The organism is Candidatus Binatia bacterium, assembly GCA_036504975.1.
In the GTDB taxonomy this organism is placed as follows: domain Bacteria; phylum Desulfobacterota; class Binatia; order UBA9968; family UBA9968; genus JAJPJQ01.
Genome location: DASXUF010000111.1, coordinates 22,656 through 38,089, shown reverse-complemented (window position 1 = coordinate 38,089; position 15,434 = coordinate 22,656). Strand labels below are relative to the sequence as shown.

Annotated in this window: 14 protein-coding genes; 5 read left to right on the top strand and 9 right to left on the bottom strand. The window is 60.1% G+C overall.

Going from position 1 to position 15,434, the window contains the following annotated elements; translation table 11 throughout:
* Nucleotides 1-8 precede the first annotated feature (8 nt).
* From VGL70_15160 to VGL70_15150, 3 genes are all read left to right on the top strand, one after another.
* Nucleotides 9-1,103, top strand: coding sequence for an alpha/beta hydrolase (locus VGL70_15160; GenBank protein HEY3304861.1), 1,095 nt, complete (start codon nucleotides 9-11; stop codon nucleotides 1,101-1,103).
* 373 nt (nucleotides 1,104-1,476) lie between these two features.
* Nucleotides 1,477-1,845: a nucleotidyl transferase AbiEii/AbiGii toxin family protein gene (locus VGL70_15155; protein ID HEY3304860.1), complete on the top strand. Its 369-nt coding sequence runs from the start codon at nucleotides 1,477-1,479 to the stop codon at nucleotides 1,843-1,845.
* A gap of 1 nt (nucleotide 1,846) precedes the next feature.
* On the top strand, nucleotides 1,847-2,170 hold the full coding sequence (locus tag VGL70_15150) for a hypothetical protein (protein HEY3304859.1): 324 nt from the start codon (nucleotides 1,847-1,849) through the stop codon (nucleotides 2,168-2,170).
* 26 nt (nucleotides 2,171-2,196) lie between these two features.
* Here VGL70_15150 and VGL70_15145 read toward each other — a convergent pair whose 3' ends face one another.
* The 8 genes from VGL70_15145 to VGL70_15110 all read right to left on the bottom strand — a co-directional run bounded on the left by VGL70_15145 (nucleotide 2,197) and on the right by VGL70_15110 (nucleotide 12,054).
* Nucleotides 2,197-3,207 carry a D-2-hydroxyacid dehydrogenase family protein gene (locus VGL70_15145; protein ID HEY3304858.1) on the bottom strand — a complete coding sequence of 337 codons (1,011 nt, stop codon included), beginning with the start codon at nucleotides 3,205-3,207 and terminating at the stop codon, nucleotides 2,197-2,199.
* Between the two features lie 247 nt (nucleotides 3,208-3,454).
* Nucleotides 3,455-4,594: an alpha/beta fold hydrolase gene (locus tag VGL70_15140; protein HEY3304857.1), complete on the bottom strand. Its 1,140-nt coding sequence runs from the start codon at nucleotides 4,592-4,594 to the stop codon at nucleotides 3,455-3,457.
* Between the two features lie 120 nt (nucleotides 4,595-4,714).
* Complete coding sequence (locus VGL70_15135) at nucleotides 4,715-5,674, bottom strand: ABC transporter substrate-binding protein (GenBank protein HEY3304856.1); 960 nt, start codon at nucleotides 5,672-5,674, stop codon at nucleotides 4,715-4,717.
* 14 nt (nucleotides 5,675-5,688) lie between these two features.
* Nucleotides 5,689-6,774, bottom strand: coding sequence for an ABC transporter permease (locus tag VGL70_15130; protein ID HEY3304855.1), 1,086 nt, complete (start codon nucleotides 6,772-6,774; stop codon nucleotides 5,689-5,691).
* Between the two features lie 4 nt (nucleotides 6,775-6,778).
* A complete protein-coding gene (locus tag VGL70_15125) occupies nucleotides 6,779-7,810 on the bottom strand; it encodes an ABC transporter permease (protein HEY3304854.1) in 1,032 nt (343 codons plus the stop codon).
* Nucleotide 7,811: 1 nt separating this feature from the next.
* Nucleotides 7,812-9,548, bottom strand: coding sequence for a peptide-binding protein (locus VGL70_15120; GenBank protein ID HEY3304853.1), 1,737 nt, complete (start codon nucleotides 9,546-9,548; stop codon nucleotides 7,812-7,814).
* 2 nt (nucleotides 9,549-9,550) lie between these two features.
* Nucleotides 9,551-10,219: a DUF4292 domain-containing protein gene (locus VGL70_15115; protein HEY3304852.1), complete on the bottom strand. Its 669-nt coding sequence runs from the start codon at nucleotides 10,217-10,219 to the stop codon at nucleotides 9,551-9,553.
* A 149-nt stretch (nucleotides 10,220-10,368) separates the two neighbouring features.
* Entirely contained in the window at nucleotides 10,369-12,054 is a 1,686-nt protein-coding gene (locus VGL70_15110; protein HEY3304851.1) for a tetratricopeptide repeat protein, read from the bottom strand.
* A gap of 164 nt (nucleotides 12,055-12,218) precedes the next feature.
* Between VGL70_15110 and ligA the strand changes: the two genes are divergently transcribed.
* Nucleotides 12,219-14,228, top strand: a complete 2,010-nt coding sequence (gene ligA / locus VGL70_15105; GenBank protein HEY3304850.1) for an NAD-dependent DNA ligase LigA — start codon at nucleotides 12,219-12,221, stop codon at nucleotides 14,226-14,228.
* 228 nt (nucleotides 14,229-14,456) lie between these two features.
* On the opposite strand, the gene VGL70_15100 is transcribed toward ligA, so the two are convergent.
* Nucleotides 14,457-14,759, bottom strand: a complete 303-nt coding sequence (locus VGL70_15100) for an RNA-binding protein (protein ID HEY3304849.1) — start codon at nucleotides 14,757-14,759, stop codon at nucleotides 14,457-14,459.
* Between the two features lie 270 nt (nucleotides 14,760-15,029).
* On the opposite strand from VGL70_15100, the gene VGL70_15095 reads away from it, so the two are divergent.
* Complete coding sequence (locus VGL70_15095; protein HEY3304848.1) at nucleotides 15,030-15,323, top strand: acylphosphatase; 294 nt, start codon at nucleotides 15,030-15,032, stop codon at nucleotides 15,321-15,323.
* Nucleotides 15,324-15,434 lie beyond the last annotated feature (111 nt).

Here is a 15,434-nt window from a genome sequence, read left to right as displayed (position 1 = left end):
CAGCGAGCATGGGCCGAGTGAAAAGTTTGGAAGAGATCAAGGCGATGATCCGCGAGCGCAGGGGCAAGCGCAACATCTTTCGCCGCGCCAAGCGCGAAGACGTCGAATCCGTGCTGGCGCGCCTCACCAGCAAAGACCCCGAGCTGTGGGCGGCGGAGTGGTCGCGGGTCGCGAAGCCCTACGAGGAAGAAGGCGCCAGGCTCGAAAAGGCGGGAAAATCCAAGGAAGCGCGCGAGGCCTACGTCATGGCCTACACCTACTACACGACGGGACGGTATCCGGTGGCGCACACGCCGGGAAAGAAGGAATGCTTCGTCAAGAGTCTAGAACTTTATGAAAAAGCTGGACGCTACTTCGAGCCGCCGCTGGAGCGGGTCGAGATTCCCTATGGCGATAAAAACATCCCCGTCTATCTGCGCGTCGCGCGCGACGGCAAAAAACATTCCGTCGTGATCAACTTCGGCGGCATCGATTCGTTCAAGGCGGAGAGCTACGAGTATGACGAGGCGCTGCAAGCGGCGGGGATGGGAACCTGCGCCGTCGATATGCCGGGCGTCGGCGAATGTCCGATCAAAGGCTCGACCACGGCCGAATCTCTCTTCAGCGCGGTCATCGATTATTTGGCGAAGCGGCCGGAGATCGATCCCAAGCGCATCGCCATCCAAGGAAGAAGCTTCGGCGGCTACTGGGCGGCGAAGATGGCGTTCGTCGAGGCGAAACGGCTCCGCGCCGCCGTCGTCTGGGGCGGCGGCGTGCACTATTTCTTTCAGGAAGATTGGCTCCGCGAATCGACCAACGCGGAAAGCTATCTGATGGACCACGACATCGCCCGCTGCGCCGCCTTCGGCGTCGCGACCGTGGATGAGCTGGCGAAGATTTTTCCCTCACTGTCGTTGAAGACGCAAGGCTGGCTCGACAAGCCCTCCTGCCCGATGCTCATCGTCAACGGCAAAGAGGACCTGCAGACGCCGATCGACGATCTTTATATTCTTTTGGAATACGGCGCGCCGAAAGCCGCGCGCATCTTCCCCGGCGGTCACATGGGCCAGACGCCCGAGACGCTGCCGACGATCATCCGCTGGCTTAAGAATGAGCTGAGCTGAACTCAATCGAGACTGTCCGGCGACAGTTGCTGAGGCGGCCTTTTTATTTGCGCTTCTATTGTTGGCGCGGCCGGTAGCACCGCCGGCCGTTCCACGATATACTTTTCCATAAATGTTCGAGCAGCCGCTGCGCAATACCACCAGAAATGTTTTGGCAAACCTTGGCAAGCTCCCGCTGACTGAAAATTTCTATCTGACAGGAGGCACGGCTCTAGCGCTAAGCTATGGACATAGAAAATCCGACGACCTCGATTTCTTTTCGCGCGAGCGATTTAGCCCTGCTACACTGCAAACCGGGCTCGAAGGACCGTTTCGGTTTCGGTTGAGGGTTCACAGCGAAGGAACGCTTCACTGTGAGCTAAACAAGGTCAACGTGAGCTTTCTCTACTATCCCTATCCGGTCTTGCGGCGACTTTTGAATTATAAGGGTGTCGCCGTATCTCATCCTTTGGACGTTGCCCTAACCAAAATCACCGCCATCGCTCAGCGCGGCAGCCGGCGCGATTTTGTCGATCTCTATTGGGCCTGTCACAAAGGACTGACGCTGCCTCTGTTGTTCAAAAGGTTTCCGGAGAAGTACGGCAAGACCAACTACAGCCCTTACCACCTCATCAGGAGTCTGGTTTATTTCACCGACGCCGAGAAGGAGCCGATGCCAAAACTTCTCCTTCCCCTTTCCTGGCGCGACGTGAGACAGTTTATCGAAACCGAAGTCCGAAAGCTTAGGCTGAGCGTGCTCTGATATGGCGACTAGACCGAACGGGAATAAGCGCCGTCGTCTACCGCCGCGACTCTACCGATTCTTTTGGGATGTCTACCCGCGCCAGATCGATCTCAATCAGCAGTCTGAATATGTCATCGCTCGTCTGCTGGAGCATGGCGATCTGGGCGCGATTCAATGGGTACTGAAGTCTTACAGCAAAGAACACATTGCCAACGTGGTAAAGCGGAGCCGCCAACTATCCCGCAAGACCGCCAATTTCTGGCGGCTACGCTTGGCCATTCCAAGAGCAACGGTTTACGCGCTCAAGCGGCGATATTTAGTGACCCCTGAGCCGTTCTATTAGCGGAACCGCCCGCCCGGGGTTTTTCCTTAAGTCAGATACGTCGCCTGGCGGCTGAGTTGCCGCGCGATATCTTTTTCTCCGACGAGATTCTGCGGCCGGCCGTCGAGAAAGGCGATGGCGTTCTCCACCGCGGGAGCGAACTTCCAGTAATATCCCTCTTCGGTATAGCCGCCGATGTGCGGCTGCATCACGACGTTCGGCAGCGCGCGCAGCGGATGGTCTTTGGGCAGCGGCTCCTGGGAGTAGACGTCGAAGCCGGCGCCGGCGATTCGCCCGGCGCGGAGCGCTTCGATGAGCGCTTTCTCTTCTATGACGCCGCCGCGCGAGGTGATGACGACGATCGCCATCGGTTTCATCAGGCCGAATTCCCGCGCGCCGATAAATCCCCGCGTCGTGTCCGTGAGCGGGATGTGGATCGAGATCACGTCGGACTCGGCCAGCAGTCCATCCAGCGATACCGCTTCGATTCCGATCGCCGCGGCGCGTTCTTTATCGAGGGTCCGGCTCCAGCCGATCACGCGCATCTCGAACGCGAGCCCGACGCGCGCGACCCGGCCGCCGATTTTCCCCGGACCGAGGATGCCGAGCGTCTTTCCCGCCAAGCCGTGTCCCGCGCGCACCTGCCAGCCGCCGGCGCGCATAGTTTTTTGATTCAGCTCGGTGTCGCGCATGAGCGCCAGAATGAGATTCCACGTCTGCTCCGCGGTGCCGGTCTTCACCACGTCGTCGCCGTCGTCGGGACAGCGCGCGACCGCGATGCCGAGTTTCGCGGCGGCCCTGAGGTCGATGTGCGAGAGCCACGGGCCGGTTTGCGAGGTCAGCTTAACGTGCCGTATGCGCGACAGCAGCGACTCGGTGAAGCTGACGCGATTGCGCACCGGGATGACGATTGCCGCGCCGGCCATGCGCTCGACGTTCTCGTCTTCGGAAGCGGCGGGCTTGTCATAGACGACCACCTCGCAGCGCTCTCTTAGCGGCTGCATGCACGGAGCGGTGACCGCATAGTTGAGATAATCTTCGAGGACGACGGCGCGCATACCTCTATTCTCTACGCCGATGGCACCGGGAGCAACTGCGATACCGCGTCGTCCGAAGGGGCGAGCCTTGACGGACGACGGCGCCTGACCGTGCAGGTTCCACGACTCGTTGCACGCTTCTCCTTCGCTCCGCGCGGTACCATGCTGTTTCCTGCAGCTCTTGTGTTGAACGGCCTCCTCAAGGAAGAGAACTATCGCCGGCGACCGGATGGGCTCGCCCCGAGGACGACGAATAAACCAGACTAATTCAGTTTTCCGCTAGCCTCCGCTGAAGCCACTGCGTCGCGACCGCCAGCGCCTCGTCGTTTCGCTGGCCCGGAACGCGTCCCATGTGGCCGCCGTCGGCGAAGATGCGCGCCTCTTTGGGATCGCCGTGCTCCATCGCGAGATAAATATCTTCCACCGGATGCTGGTCGTCATGCTTGCCGTTGACGAAGAGCAACGGCGCGCTGGGTTGATCGAGGAGTCCTTGCGTCTTCAGCGAAAGGCGCGGCGCGATCTCCAGCACCTCTTCGAGCGTTTTCGCGCGAAAAATATACGAGCGCGAATCGAGCAGGCTCGCCGGACCCATGAGGTACTGTGAGGCGCGCTCGGTGAGCGCGGGACGAAGCCATTCCGGTTGAAACGTCAAGTGCACCCCGGCGCCCCAGTTGACGGCGCCCTTGAGCCGCTTCGCCTCGACGTAGGCGAGCTTCGCCGCCCAGTAGCCGCCGAAGCTCCGCCCCATGACCGCGATGCGCCGACCGTCGATGTCGGCGCGGCTTTCGAGATAATCCATCGCGGCGGAAAAGGTCCGCTCCGCGCGCGGCTCCTGGCCGAGCAGGGGATTTTCTCCGGCGCCCGGCATGTCGATGACGAACGTCGCAAGTCCGAGACGATGGAGCGCTTCGCTCTGCCCGCGCGAATCTTCCTTCCAGCCGTCCACCCCACCCCAGTGCATCACCACCGGCGGGCGATTCAGTCCGCGGGGAATTTGCAGATAGCCGACGACTTTTTTTCCTTCGAACGGAATTTCGATTCTTTCAATCGGAGGATCGAGATATCTGCCCGCTTTGTGAAAATTTCGCAGCGCGCCGCGGTAGCAATTCATTTTCTCCGGGCCGCTCGGCACCGGATAGCGCCCGATGCGGTAATATTCGTAGGCGAGATAATACAAATCGCCGGCGTCTTTGCTCTGCCCTTTCTTTTCTTGCTCCGCTGCGCGCGCCTCGTAGCGCGCGCCGATCCTGCCCCACTCCTTTCCCCACAAATCCGGGTCGAGGCTATTCAAGCGATCAAGCACCTCTTCGACATCTTCTTTCTTCGTCCGCTCGAACGGGTTCACCTTTCCAGCGCGCCGCAAAACCTCCGTCTTTACTTCTTCGAGAGTTCGCTCTTGTCCTGTCATGGTCTCCGCCCACCCAATTCTAGATTTTCGATTTTGGATTTCGATTATCGAACTAAACGCAAGAGCCTCACGGTCGTCTTTCCTTCAATCTAAAATCGGCAATCTAAAATCGAAAATTGGTTACTGTTCTTTGACTCCCAGCGACGCCATCGCCTTTTTCAAGAAGCGGTCGTCCATGAACTGCTTCGGGTCGAAGTTCGGCCTTTCTTTCAGCGTCGCGATCTCCAGCTCGGCGCGCTTCATGATGCCGTCGGCGCTGAGCGAAGGAACGTAGGCGTCGCGCACGAGGTCGTAAAGCGACGTAGCGGTGTCTTTATCCACCTGCCCGTGCTTCATCACCAGCTCGATGCCGCCTTCTCGATTCTGGCGGATGAAGACCATCGCCTTCACCACCGCCTTGACCGTCCGCTCGACGAGATCCGGCTCTTCTTGAATCAGCTTGGCGGTCGTGAGCATCGCGCTGAACGGCACGCCTTTGAAAACGTCGCCGAGATAGACGAGACGCTTGAAGCCCGCTTTCAGCACCGGCCCGTCCGCGGGCGGCGCCATCAGCGCCGCGGCGACTTTTCCCTGTATGAGCGCGGCGGCCTTGGCCTGATCGCCCGGCAGGTTCAGGTACTCGCCGAAATTCTGCGGCAGGCCGAAATGGCTGAGCATCGCCAACAACACGCTGTAGGTCGAGCCGCCGAAAGTCACGGCGATCTTCGCGCCCTTCAGCTCCTCGAGCTTTTTCACCTCCGGGCGGGTGATCAGGCTCATGGGGATCTGGTTGAAAATCTGGACGAGGACGCGGAGCTGCTCGCCGCGAAACATCACGTGCATCGACGGCCCGAAGGCGGAAGCGAAATGGACGCTGCCGCCGACGATCGCCTGCACGTTGATCGCGTTGCCGCGGAGGTACACCACCTGCGCGTTCGGGAGGCCCATCTCTTCGTAGTAGCCTTTATACCTCGCCGCGGTGAGCGGCAGATGCTGGACGTTGCCGGCGCTGGGAAGCGAGATGTAAACCGGCTTGGTGATCTGCGCCGCGGCTGGCGCGGCGAGCGCAGCGACAACGAGTGCGACGAGAAACGGCTTCATAGCGCCTCCCTTTGTTATTTGGAGCCTCTGAGCCTTGGATCGAGAGCGTCGCGCAACCCCTCGCCGACGAGATAGTAAGAGAGCACTGTAATAAAAATAGCCGCGCCGGGAAAGAGCGCGAGCCACCAGGCGAAAGTGTTGCTCCGCGCTTCGTTCAGGATCGAGCCCCACGTCACAGTGTCGGCCGGCACACCGATGCCGAGAAAGCTCAAGCTCGACTCGATCAAGATCGCGCCGGCGATGCCGAGCACCACCGAGACCAACACCGGCGCGAGCGCGTTGGGTAGGATATGGCGGAACATGATCTTTCTCGCCGTTACGCCGAGCGCCAGCGCCGCGGTCACATAGTCAAGATTGCGGATCTTCAAAAATTCGCCGCGGGTGAAACGGGCGATGCCAACCCAGCCGGTGAGGCCGATGATCGCCATGGTGAGGAAAATGCTCGGCGGAAACATCGCCGCAATTGCGATGAGGAGAAAAAGAGTCGGCAGCGTCAGCATGATTTCGAAGATGCGCGAGACGATGAGATCGATCCAGGAGCCGAAGTAGCCGGCGAGCGCGCCGAGAACGACACCGACCATGAGTGCGATGCCGACCGCCACGAAGCCGATCGAAAGGGAAATCCGCGAGCCGTGGACCAGCCCGGCCATCACGTCGCGCCCGAGCTTGTCCGTGCCGAGCCAGTGCCGCGCCGAAGGCTCTTCGAAAGGCGCGGTGAGATCGATGTCGCTCGCCAGATAGGGCACCGGCGGAAAAACGATGCGCGCGGCGGCAATCGTCTTGAAGTCCACGTTGAGAAGCTCGGGCTGCCATTGTGCCAGGCCGAAGCGAACCAGGCCGCTGCGAAAGACTGGGAAATAAGTTCGCCCCTGGTAGACCATATAATAGGGCTTGTTATTGGCGAGGAAATCCGCGCCAGCGGCGACGGCAAAAAGCAACAGCACAATATACAGTCCGGCGATCGCGAGGCGATTACGTTTCAATTCACGCCAAACGCCGGCCCACCGTCCTCCGGCCCTTTCGCTCGCGCCGGTTGCGAGGCTTAGGCCCGCCGCGGCCCCGGTCGCGGCGGGCGCCGAGCCGGCATCCGGCCGCGCCATAAAATTATTGCCCCCTCCGGCCGAAAGCGATCCGAGGATCGACAACCGCCAGAAGAATGTCCGACAGGAGAATGCCGATCAACGTCAAAAGCGCGCTTACCGTAAGGAGCGCCAGCACGATCGGGTAATCGCGCGCCAGAACGGCCTCATAGCCGAGCTGGCCCAGACCGGGGATGGAGAAAACCGTTTCGATGATGACGCTCCCGCCGATGAGTCCCGGCAAAATCTCGGCCAGAATGGTCACCTGCGGGATCAGCGAGTTGCGCAGCGCGTGCTTCAAAATCACCACTCGCTCGGAAAGTCCCTTCGCCCGCGCGACCTGGACGAAATCCTGCCGCAACACCTCGAGCATGCTCGAGCGCATGTAGCGCGAGAGTCCGGCAAAGCCCGCGTAAGAGAGCAGCACGACCGGCAGAAAGAGATGCCACGTTTGATCCTTGATCCTCTCCCACAACGGCCACTCCGGGCCGTAATCGATCGACGTGAGCCCGCCCGGCGGAAACAGATAGAGAAAGTCGCCGCCGCAGATGAAGACGATCGCCATGGTCGCCGCCCAGATCAGCGGGACCGAAAACAGGACGAATGCAGCGAACGTAGTGATTCGATCGCCGAAGGAATTGGCATGCGTCGCGGAGTAGATGCCCAGAGGTATGGCGACGAAGTAGACGAGCAGGATGGAAAAAAAGTTGAGCTTGATCGTGACGGGGAGCCGTTCGCGAATTTTCTCCCAAACCGGCCGCCGGTCCTTAAAGGAGTTGCCGAAATCGACCTGGGAGAGGTTTTTGAGCCAGACGAGATATTGAACGTGAAGCGGCTTGTCCAGCCCGTAAAGCGCGCGCCACTCGGCCAGCGCTTGATCGACGACGCTTCGTTTCTGGAGCGAGATGCCCGCGCCGCTCGCCCCCTTGAGCCCCCCCGCCGCCATCAGCTCGGCCGGGTCGCCGGGCGCCAGCCGCACGACCAGAAAGCAGATCAACGTGATTCCGATAAAAGTCGGAATAAAAAGGATTAGACGCTGCAAAAGGTAGGCGGCCATCTCAATTGGCGGTCCGTTTGGCGCCGTATTTTTGCTGTGAGAGCGGCACCCACCACTCCAGCGGCCGAAGACCCACGGCCAGGACCTCGACGCCGCGAAAGCGCCGCTCGACGGCGGTGACCGCCTTGCGCGAGAACAAAAAGGTGTAGGGTTGCTCCTCATTGATAATGCGCTGCAACTCTTTGCTCATCTCGGCGCGTTTTTTGGGATCGAACTCGCGGCGATAGTCTTCGAGGATCTTGTCCACGCGGGCGTTTTTGTAGCTGACGTGATTCGATCCCTTATTGGCCGCCTGCGACGAGTGCCAGAGTTGATAATTGTCCCCCTCGCTGACGGACATCGACCAGCCCAGGATGACGGCGTCGAACTTGTGGTTCTTGACGTCGTCCAAAAAGATCGTCCAGTCCACCTCGCGAACCGAGGCCGCGACGCCGCGCTTGTTGAGCTCGTTCTGGAGCACGAGAGCGACGCTCTTGCGCACGTCGTTGCCGGAATTCACTTTGATCTCGAAGCGCAATGGAACTTTTTTGCCGTCGATCGTCTTGTCCAGCACGCCGTCGCCATCGGTGTCTTTCCAACCGGCCTCTCCCAGAATCGCCAGGGCCTTTTTCGGATCGTACGGATGGCTGTAAAGCTCCTTGTCGTACTCGGGCCGGGAAAAGTAGATCGGGCCGTCGACGACTCGGCCCAGGCCGAAAAGTATCGTCTTGACCATCTGCTCGCGGTTGGTGAAATAGGTCATCGCCTGGCGCACGCGCTTGTCGCGGAAAATCGGGTGGTCGTTGTTCCAGCCGATATAGGTGTAGCTGGGTCCGTAGTACTCGTATTTTTCAAATTGCCGCTTGAACCTGTCGCTGCCGGTGCCTCGGACCGCCTGAATCGGCGTCAAGTCCATCGAGTCGAGATCGCCGCTCTTGAGTTGGATCAACGCCGCGTCCGGATTGTTGACGACGCGAAATCTCAGCCGGTCGAGATGCGGCTGGTCGATGCCCGCCTTGCCGGTGCCCCAGTAGTTCGGATCGCGGACGAGTTGTATTTCCTGCCCGGTTTTCCAGCCGTTGAATTTATACGGTCCGGTTCCCAGCGGCTTGCGGTGGTAGTTCTCGTTGAAATTTTCGGCAAAGCGCTTCACGTTGTCCGGGAGTTTCCCGGGCTCGTGGAGCAGATCGCGCACGCCGACGTTTTTCAATAAGTTTTCCGGGTCGTAGTGGTGCCGCGGCAGGACGGAGATCTCGCCGAGGACGCTCTCGTTTAAAAAGTACGGCTCCTTGGTCGTGAAGCGGATCGTGTAAGGATCGAGAAGCTCGGCGTCCACAATGGAGTCGTAGTAGACGCGCAGAAACGGCGCATCGACCAACGGGCATTTGATCGCCTTGATGCTGAAGAGGACGTCTTCCCCCGTAAGCGGCCGGCCGTCCTGGAAACGAACGTCGCGGCGGATCTTGAAAGTGTAGGCGCGCTTATCTTTCGAGATCTCCGGCCGGGACTCGGCGATCAGGGGTTTGTGTTCCAGACTGCGCGGATCGAGAACCGTAAGCGTTTCGACGATAAATCCGAGAATCTCGCTCGCCGACGCGTCGCTGCTGGTAAGCGGGTTGAGCTGCTCCGGATCGCTCAGGCTATGCAGGAGCAGCCAGTCGCCCGTGGCCGGTTTTTCGCCCGGCTGGCCGTATCCATCGCCGCTGATCGTGAACAGCGTCAATGACAGAATCGCCGCGAGAATGGCCGGAAGCCGCACGATCATCCTCCCAGGGAATCGAGCGATACCTCGCGCGCGTTTTCGGGCTTCTGTTGCATGAACAGCGCGGAAGCGAGATCCACGTTGAGCTCCGGCTCTTTATAGACGATCGCCAGGCGCCTTTGCTGGATCGGCGCTTCGAGGACGATTTTCAGCGGGAACTGTCCGGCGGGCGTATTGATAAAATCGCTGAAGCGCGCGCTCATCTCGACCTTGCCTGAGCGGTCCAGGCGCTGCCATCGGATCGGCAACAACTGCGACGGGTGGAAGGTGACCGTCTCTTTCCAGCCGCCGCCGAGTTCGCGCATGATCGCAGGTCCCTCCCTTTTCCACTCGCCCTCGCCGGCGACCGGCGGTATTCCCATCAGCACCGCAGTCACTTCGGCGACAGCCAGAGGAATCTGCGTGAATCGGTAAAGGTTCTCGATGGAGCTTTTGCCGCGATAGAAGACCCCTTCGCGCGTGTGAAAGCCGGTGATCTCATCACCCGATGCCGTAAGGATCAGCACCGCTCCCATCGGAGAGAGCGTCTCCAGGCGCAGCCGGTCGGGACGATGAACCAACACCACTTCTTGAAAACTTCCCTTGCCGTCGCTGCCGGAATAGTAAACATCGGCCAGGGCACGGAGAGATTTAAGCCCGGCGTTTCTTTGAACAAGACCTTGAACCAACTCTTGCGCCGGGCGCCGCTCTTCGGGAAAAACCTCGGGAGGTCGCGGCGCCAGGGTAGCACAGCTCCACAATGGCGCCAGAATTGAGGTAAGGACTAGATATCTGAAGAAGGGCGGCAAGGCATCAATAGCCTTACGGCACTCGAAGATCAAATTTTACGCTCCAGGAGTTTGATCTTTTCCCGCACTCTTTGGAGCTGCTCTTCCTCTTTCGACCTCTTGACGACGTCGCGATAACGCGTCAGCGCCTTGTCCGCCTTGCCGACTTTAACGTAGGCGTCGCCGAGATGCTCGATCACCACGGGATCGTCGACGATCAACTCCGCCGCCCGCTCCAGTTGTTCGACCGCCTGCTGATAATCCCCCTTCTGATAGTATACCCACCCCAGGCTATCGACGTACGCGCCTTCGTTGGGCTCGACCTTGAGCGCCCTCAGGATCAGGCTCTCGGCCTCGTCGAGTAACGTGCCCCTCTCGGCCCACGTGTAGCCGAGATAGTTCAGCGCGGCGGCGTTTTGCGGGTTCAAGTCGATGGCGATTTTCATATGCTCGATCGTCTTCTCTTTGTTCTTGCTGTCGTCGTAGACCGTACCGAGCTGGAAATGGGCCTGATCGCTCTTGGGATCGAGCTTGATGACTTTCTCCAGCGTTTCGATCGCCTTGGGGTAGTCCTTGGCTTTGCGGTAGAGCGACGCCAGCAGGCTTAAAATTTCCTTCTGCTCCTGCTTTTTCGGCAGCGCCTGCTGGACCGCCTCGATCGCCTTGGGCAGCTCGCTCTTCTGATCGTAGAGATAGGCGAGCTGAATGCGAGCGTCGGCGAAGTAGTCGCTCTTTTCCGGGATGCGCTGGAATTCTTCCAGCGCCCGGTCGTAGGCCTTCATCTCCGAATACGTGGAGCCGAGATAATAGCGCACGCGATCGTTCTCGGGATCGGAAGCAAGCACGAGGTTGAATTCCGTGACGGCGCGGGCAAAATCGCCGCGCTCGAAGGAGATGAGGCCGATTTTCGTCCGCGCCTCGCGCGGATCGGCCTCGATGCCTTCGAGGGCCTGAAACTGGGCGAGGGCATCGTCGAGCTTGTTCTGTCCGATATAGAGGTCGCCGAGCCGCTTCGTCGCCCAGACGTTTTTGGGATCGACCTGAAGAACTTTCTGATAGGTCTGGGTCGCGTCCTCGGCCTTGCCCTGAAGCTCGTAGACCAGAGCCAGGTCCATCAGCACGGCCGAGGATTTTGGATTGAGCTCCAGTGCCTTGCGGTAGCTCTCTTCCGCCGCGAGGTAGAGCTGCATCTTGGCCTTGACCCGTCCCAAATAATAGTGGGCCAGCGCCGAGTTGGGATTGGCGGCGAGAAGCTTGTCGAGATTCTGCGTCGCCTTATCGTAGTCGTTGAGCTTGAGCTGCAGCGCTCCGAGGTAGAGCAGCGCCTCTTCGTTCTGTGGATCGCGGCTGAGCGCCTCTTCATATTCCTTGAGCCCTCTGCCGTCTTCGCCGAGCGAAGAGTAGAGACCCCCCAGCAGAAGGTGCCCATCCACCCATTCAGGCGCCAGGCGTGAAGCCTCTTCCGCCTCCCGCAAGGCCGATTTCAGATCGCCCTTGCGCAGGTAAAGCGTGGCCAGGCGGAAGCGCAGGAAAGCGGTGTTGGGATCGGCCGCCGCCGCGGCCTCGAACTCCTCCAGCGCCCCATTGAATTCGCCCTCATTCAAAAGGATCTGACCCTTGGCGAAATGGGCCATCGCCTTGGCCTCGGCCGGAATCTCGACTTTTTGTTCGCGGCGAAAGGGAGCCTCGAACTCCAAAACGATATCTTTGGTCGGCTCTTGGACTCGGGTGGCCAATTGGGAACAGCCGGCCAAAAAGGCCAGAGAAAAAGCCCCAAGGACAGAGATTCGCATTGAAAAAGAGTTAACATACTGGCCCGTAGCAATCAATCTGAGCTGCCCCACGCTTCTCGCTCGCTCTCGTTTATGCTAATTTTTTGTTCTCGAAGGTTACTGACAGCATGTCGACCAAAGATTCCATCCGGAAGCAGATTCTCCACCTCCGCGAGGAGATCGAGAAGCATAACTATCGCTACTACGTCCACGACGATCCTCTGGTCAGCGACGCCGAGTACGACCGGCTGTTCCGGAGATTGCAGGAGCTGGAGGCGGAGCATACCGAGTTCGCCTCTCCCGATTCGCCGACGCAGAGAGTCGGCGCGGCGCCGCTCGCGAAATTCGCCACGGTGCGCCATACGCTGCCGATGCTTTCGCTCGGCAATGCCAACGATCGCGAGGAGATGGAGGAATTCGACGACCGGATCAAGCGCTTCCTCAAGACCGCCGAGCCGATCGAATACATGATCGAGCCCAAGATCGACGGGCTCGCGGTCGAGCTGGTTTACGACCACGGGCGCTTCACCGTCGGCGCCACCCGCGGGGACGGCGTCAACGGAGAGGACATCACGCAGAATTTGAAGACGATCCGTTCCGTGCCGCTTGCTCTCCACGCGTCGAAGCGCGGCGTGCCGGAACGGCTGGAAGTCCGCGGCGAAGTTTTTCTCTCGCGCGCGGCCTTTCAAAAGATCAACCGCGAGCGGGAGGAGGCGGGAGAGCCGGCCTTCGCCAACCCGCGCAACGCCGCCGCCGGCTCGCTCAAGCAGCTCGACCCCGCGATCACGGCCAAGCGGCCGCTCGATATTTTTTGCCATGGCGCGGGAGAAATTACCGGCGCAAGCTTTACAACCGACGCCGAGTTTCTCCATTCGCTCAAAGAATGGGGCCTCAAGCCGGTGCCGATCCTGAGTATCTGCCACGGCGTCGAGGAAATCTTCGCCCTGCATGAAAAGACCGAACGGGAGCGCGAGGAGCTTCCCTACGAGATCGACGGCATCGTCGTCAAAGTCAACAGCCTGGAACTGCAGCGGCGCCTGGGAGAAATCGCCCGCTCGCCGCGCTGGGCCGTCGCCTATAAATTCAAACCGCGCCAGGGAACCACGCGCATCCTCGACATTCAGGCGAACGTCGGGCGCACCGGCACGCTCACGCCCGTGGCCAGCCTCGAACCGATCGGCATCGGCGGCGTGACCGTCAAGAGCGCGTCGCTCCACAACATGGACGAGATCGAGCGCAAAGACATTCTGATCGGCGACACGGTCGTCGTCGAGCGCGCCGGCGACGTGATCCCTTACGTCGTCGAAGTCGTCAAGGATAAGAGAAGCGGCGACGAGCGAAAGTTCAAGATGCCCGAGCATTGTCCGGTCTGCGGCTCGTCGGTCTACCGCGAGGAAGGCGAAGCCGCCTACCGTTGCGTCGGCATCTCCTGCCCGGCGCAACTGAAAGAGAGCCTCAAGTTCTTCGGCTCGCGCGGTGCGATGGATATCGAGGGTCTGGGCGAGAAGCTGATCGACCAATTGGTCGAGCGCGGCATGGTGAAAACCCTCGCCGACCTCTACGGCCTCACGACCGAGGAGCTGGCCGGTCTGGAGCGCATGGCGAAGAAATCGGCCGAGAATCTCCGCAGCGCGCTGGAGCGGAGCAAGGATTCGACGTTGCCGCGCTTCTTGACCGCGCTCGGGATTCGCCACGTCGGCGAAGCGACGGCCAAGCTTCTCGCCGAGCAGTTCGGCGGCCTCGAAGCGGTCATGGCGGCGTCGGAAGACGAGCTCATGGAAGTGCGGGAGATCGGGCCGGAGGTGGCCAAAAGCATCGCGCGCTTCTTTGCTCAAGAGGAAAATCGCAAGGTGATCGAGAAGCTCCTCGCGGCGGGAATCCGCTTCAAGCAGCAACCGAAGCGAGAGGGAAAGCTCGCGGGATCCACGTTCGTCCTGACGGGTTCGCTGGAGAGCATGTCCCGGAGCGAGGCGCAGAAGCGGGTCGAGGCTTTGGGAGGACGCGTGGCCTCAGCGGTCAGCCGCAATGTTCATTACGTCGTCGCCGGCGCCGATCCGGGATCGAAGCTCGCCAAGGCGAAGAAGCTCGATATCAAGCTCCTCGACGAGAAAGAATTTTTGGAACTGCTTGGATGTTGAGTTATTTGATAGTCGGTCAGGCCGGTCAAAAAGGTCCAAGTTATGACGTCGCAAGGCGCGCGAGAAATCGATCCTTCGACTTCGTTCAGGACAGGCTGAGCGCAGGCGTACTCTTTTAGTGCGTCGAGCGAGTTCTTCGAAGGGCGATCAGATCGCGCGCGTCGGGCGCGATTCATTGATAACGGCCGCCATTGGCGGTCTAGGATGAGCCTTTTTCAGCGGCCTGATTTACCAGCGATTCTGGCGTGGCGGCCTCCCGCCGCCCCCGCCGGGAGCGCGGGGCTCTTGCGGCCGGGCCTCGCTCACTACGATCTTTCTGCCTTCGAAGTCGGTGCCGTTCAGGGCCTCGGTGGCGCGCGCCGCCTCTTCGTCCGAGCCCATCTCGACAAAGCCAAAGCCCTTGGACCGGCCGCTGAACTTGTCGGTGATGATCCTGGCGCTCACCACGTTGCCGTGCTGAGCGAAGAGCTCCTGAAGCTTCGCCTCGACGACCGAATAGGAAAGATTTCCCACATATAACTTCGCACCCATCTTAGCCCTCCTTCACTCAACGAAAGGGACAACAGTACCGGGATCGACTTACACGGAAGGCCAAGACGCGAAAGTTCCGAAGACAGGGGCTCTCGCAGGCTCTTCGGTAAACGGACCCGTACAAAACGGCGCAAGCTTAGCCGCGAACGAGGGGCTTGTCAATGGCAAAACAGGCACTCGCCGATAGACAAAACCCGATCCGTTTTGGCCCCCGATCAAAACTCTTGAACCGCTCGATGGCCTGCGCTAAGTGGTAAATGTTTGGCGGACATGGAAGCAAAAATCGAGGACAATATTCGCGCTCGTATACGCGTGGAAGGAAGAGTCCAGGGAGTCTTCTTTCGCGCCTCCGCGCAAGCCGAGGCGCATCGGCTGGGAGTCAGGGGTTGGGTGCGGAACTGTCACGACGGTTCCGTCGAACTCGTCGCCGAGGGAAAAAGAAAAGATATCGATGACCTCATCGCCTGGTGCCGCCATGGCCCGCGCGGGGCCGAAGTCGCGAACGTTCAGGTCGAGCGGCAGGAATTCGGCGGCGAGTTTTCGGGGTTCCGGATCACGCGGTAAAATGTACTGTCGCGCCGGTAAAGCGAAGTTCCTCACAGATGAAAGCCGGAGGAGGACGAGGTTGAGGACCGCGGACGTCCGATGAGACAGGTACGACTCACGGTACTACCC

Coding starts and splice junctions, on each gene's coding strand:
- VGL70_15160 (HEY3304861.1), top strand. CDS start 9: ATGGGCCGAGTGAAAAGTTTGGAAGAGATCAAGGCGATGATCCGCGAG.
- VGL70_15150 (HEY3304859.1), top strand. CDS start 1,847: ATGGCGACTAGACCGAACGGGAATAAGCGCCGTCGTCTACCGCCGCGA.
- VGL70_15145 (HEY3304858.1), bottom strand. CDS start 3,207: ATGCGCGCCGTCGTCCTCGAAGATTATCTCAACTATGCGGTCACCGCT.
- VGL70_15140 (HEY3304857.1), bottom strand. CDS start 4,594: ATGACAGGACAAGAGCGAACTCTCGAAGAAGTAAAGACGGAGGTTTTG.
- VGL70_15135 (HEY3304856.1), bottom strand. CDS start 5,674: ATGAAGCCGTTTCTCGTCGCACTCGTTGTCGCTGCGCTCGCCGCGCCA.
- VGL70_15130 (HEY3304855.1), bottom strand. CDS start 6,774: ATGGCGCGGCCGGATGCCGGCTCGGCGCCCGCCGCGACCGGGGCCGCG.
- VGL70_15125 (HEY3304854.1), bottom strand. CDS start 7,810: ATGGCCGCCTACCTTTTGCAGCGTCTAATCCTTTTTATTCCGACTTTT.
- ligA (HEY3304850.1), top strand. CDS start 12,219: ATGTCGACCAAAGATTCCATCCGGAAGCAGATTCTCCACCTCCGCGAG.
- VGL70_15100 (HEY3304849.1), bottom strand. CDS start 14,759: ATGGGTGCGAAGTTATATGTGGGAAATCTTTCCTATTCGGTCGTCGAG.
- VGL70_15095 (HEY3304848.1), top strand. CDS start 15,030: ATGGAAGCAAAAATCGAGGACAATATTCGCGCTCGTATACGCGTGGAA.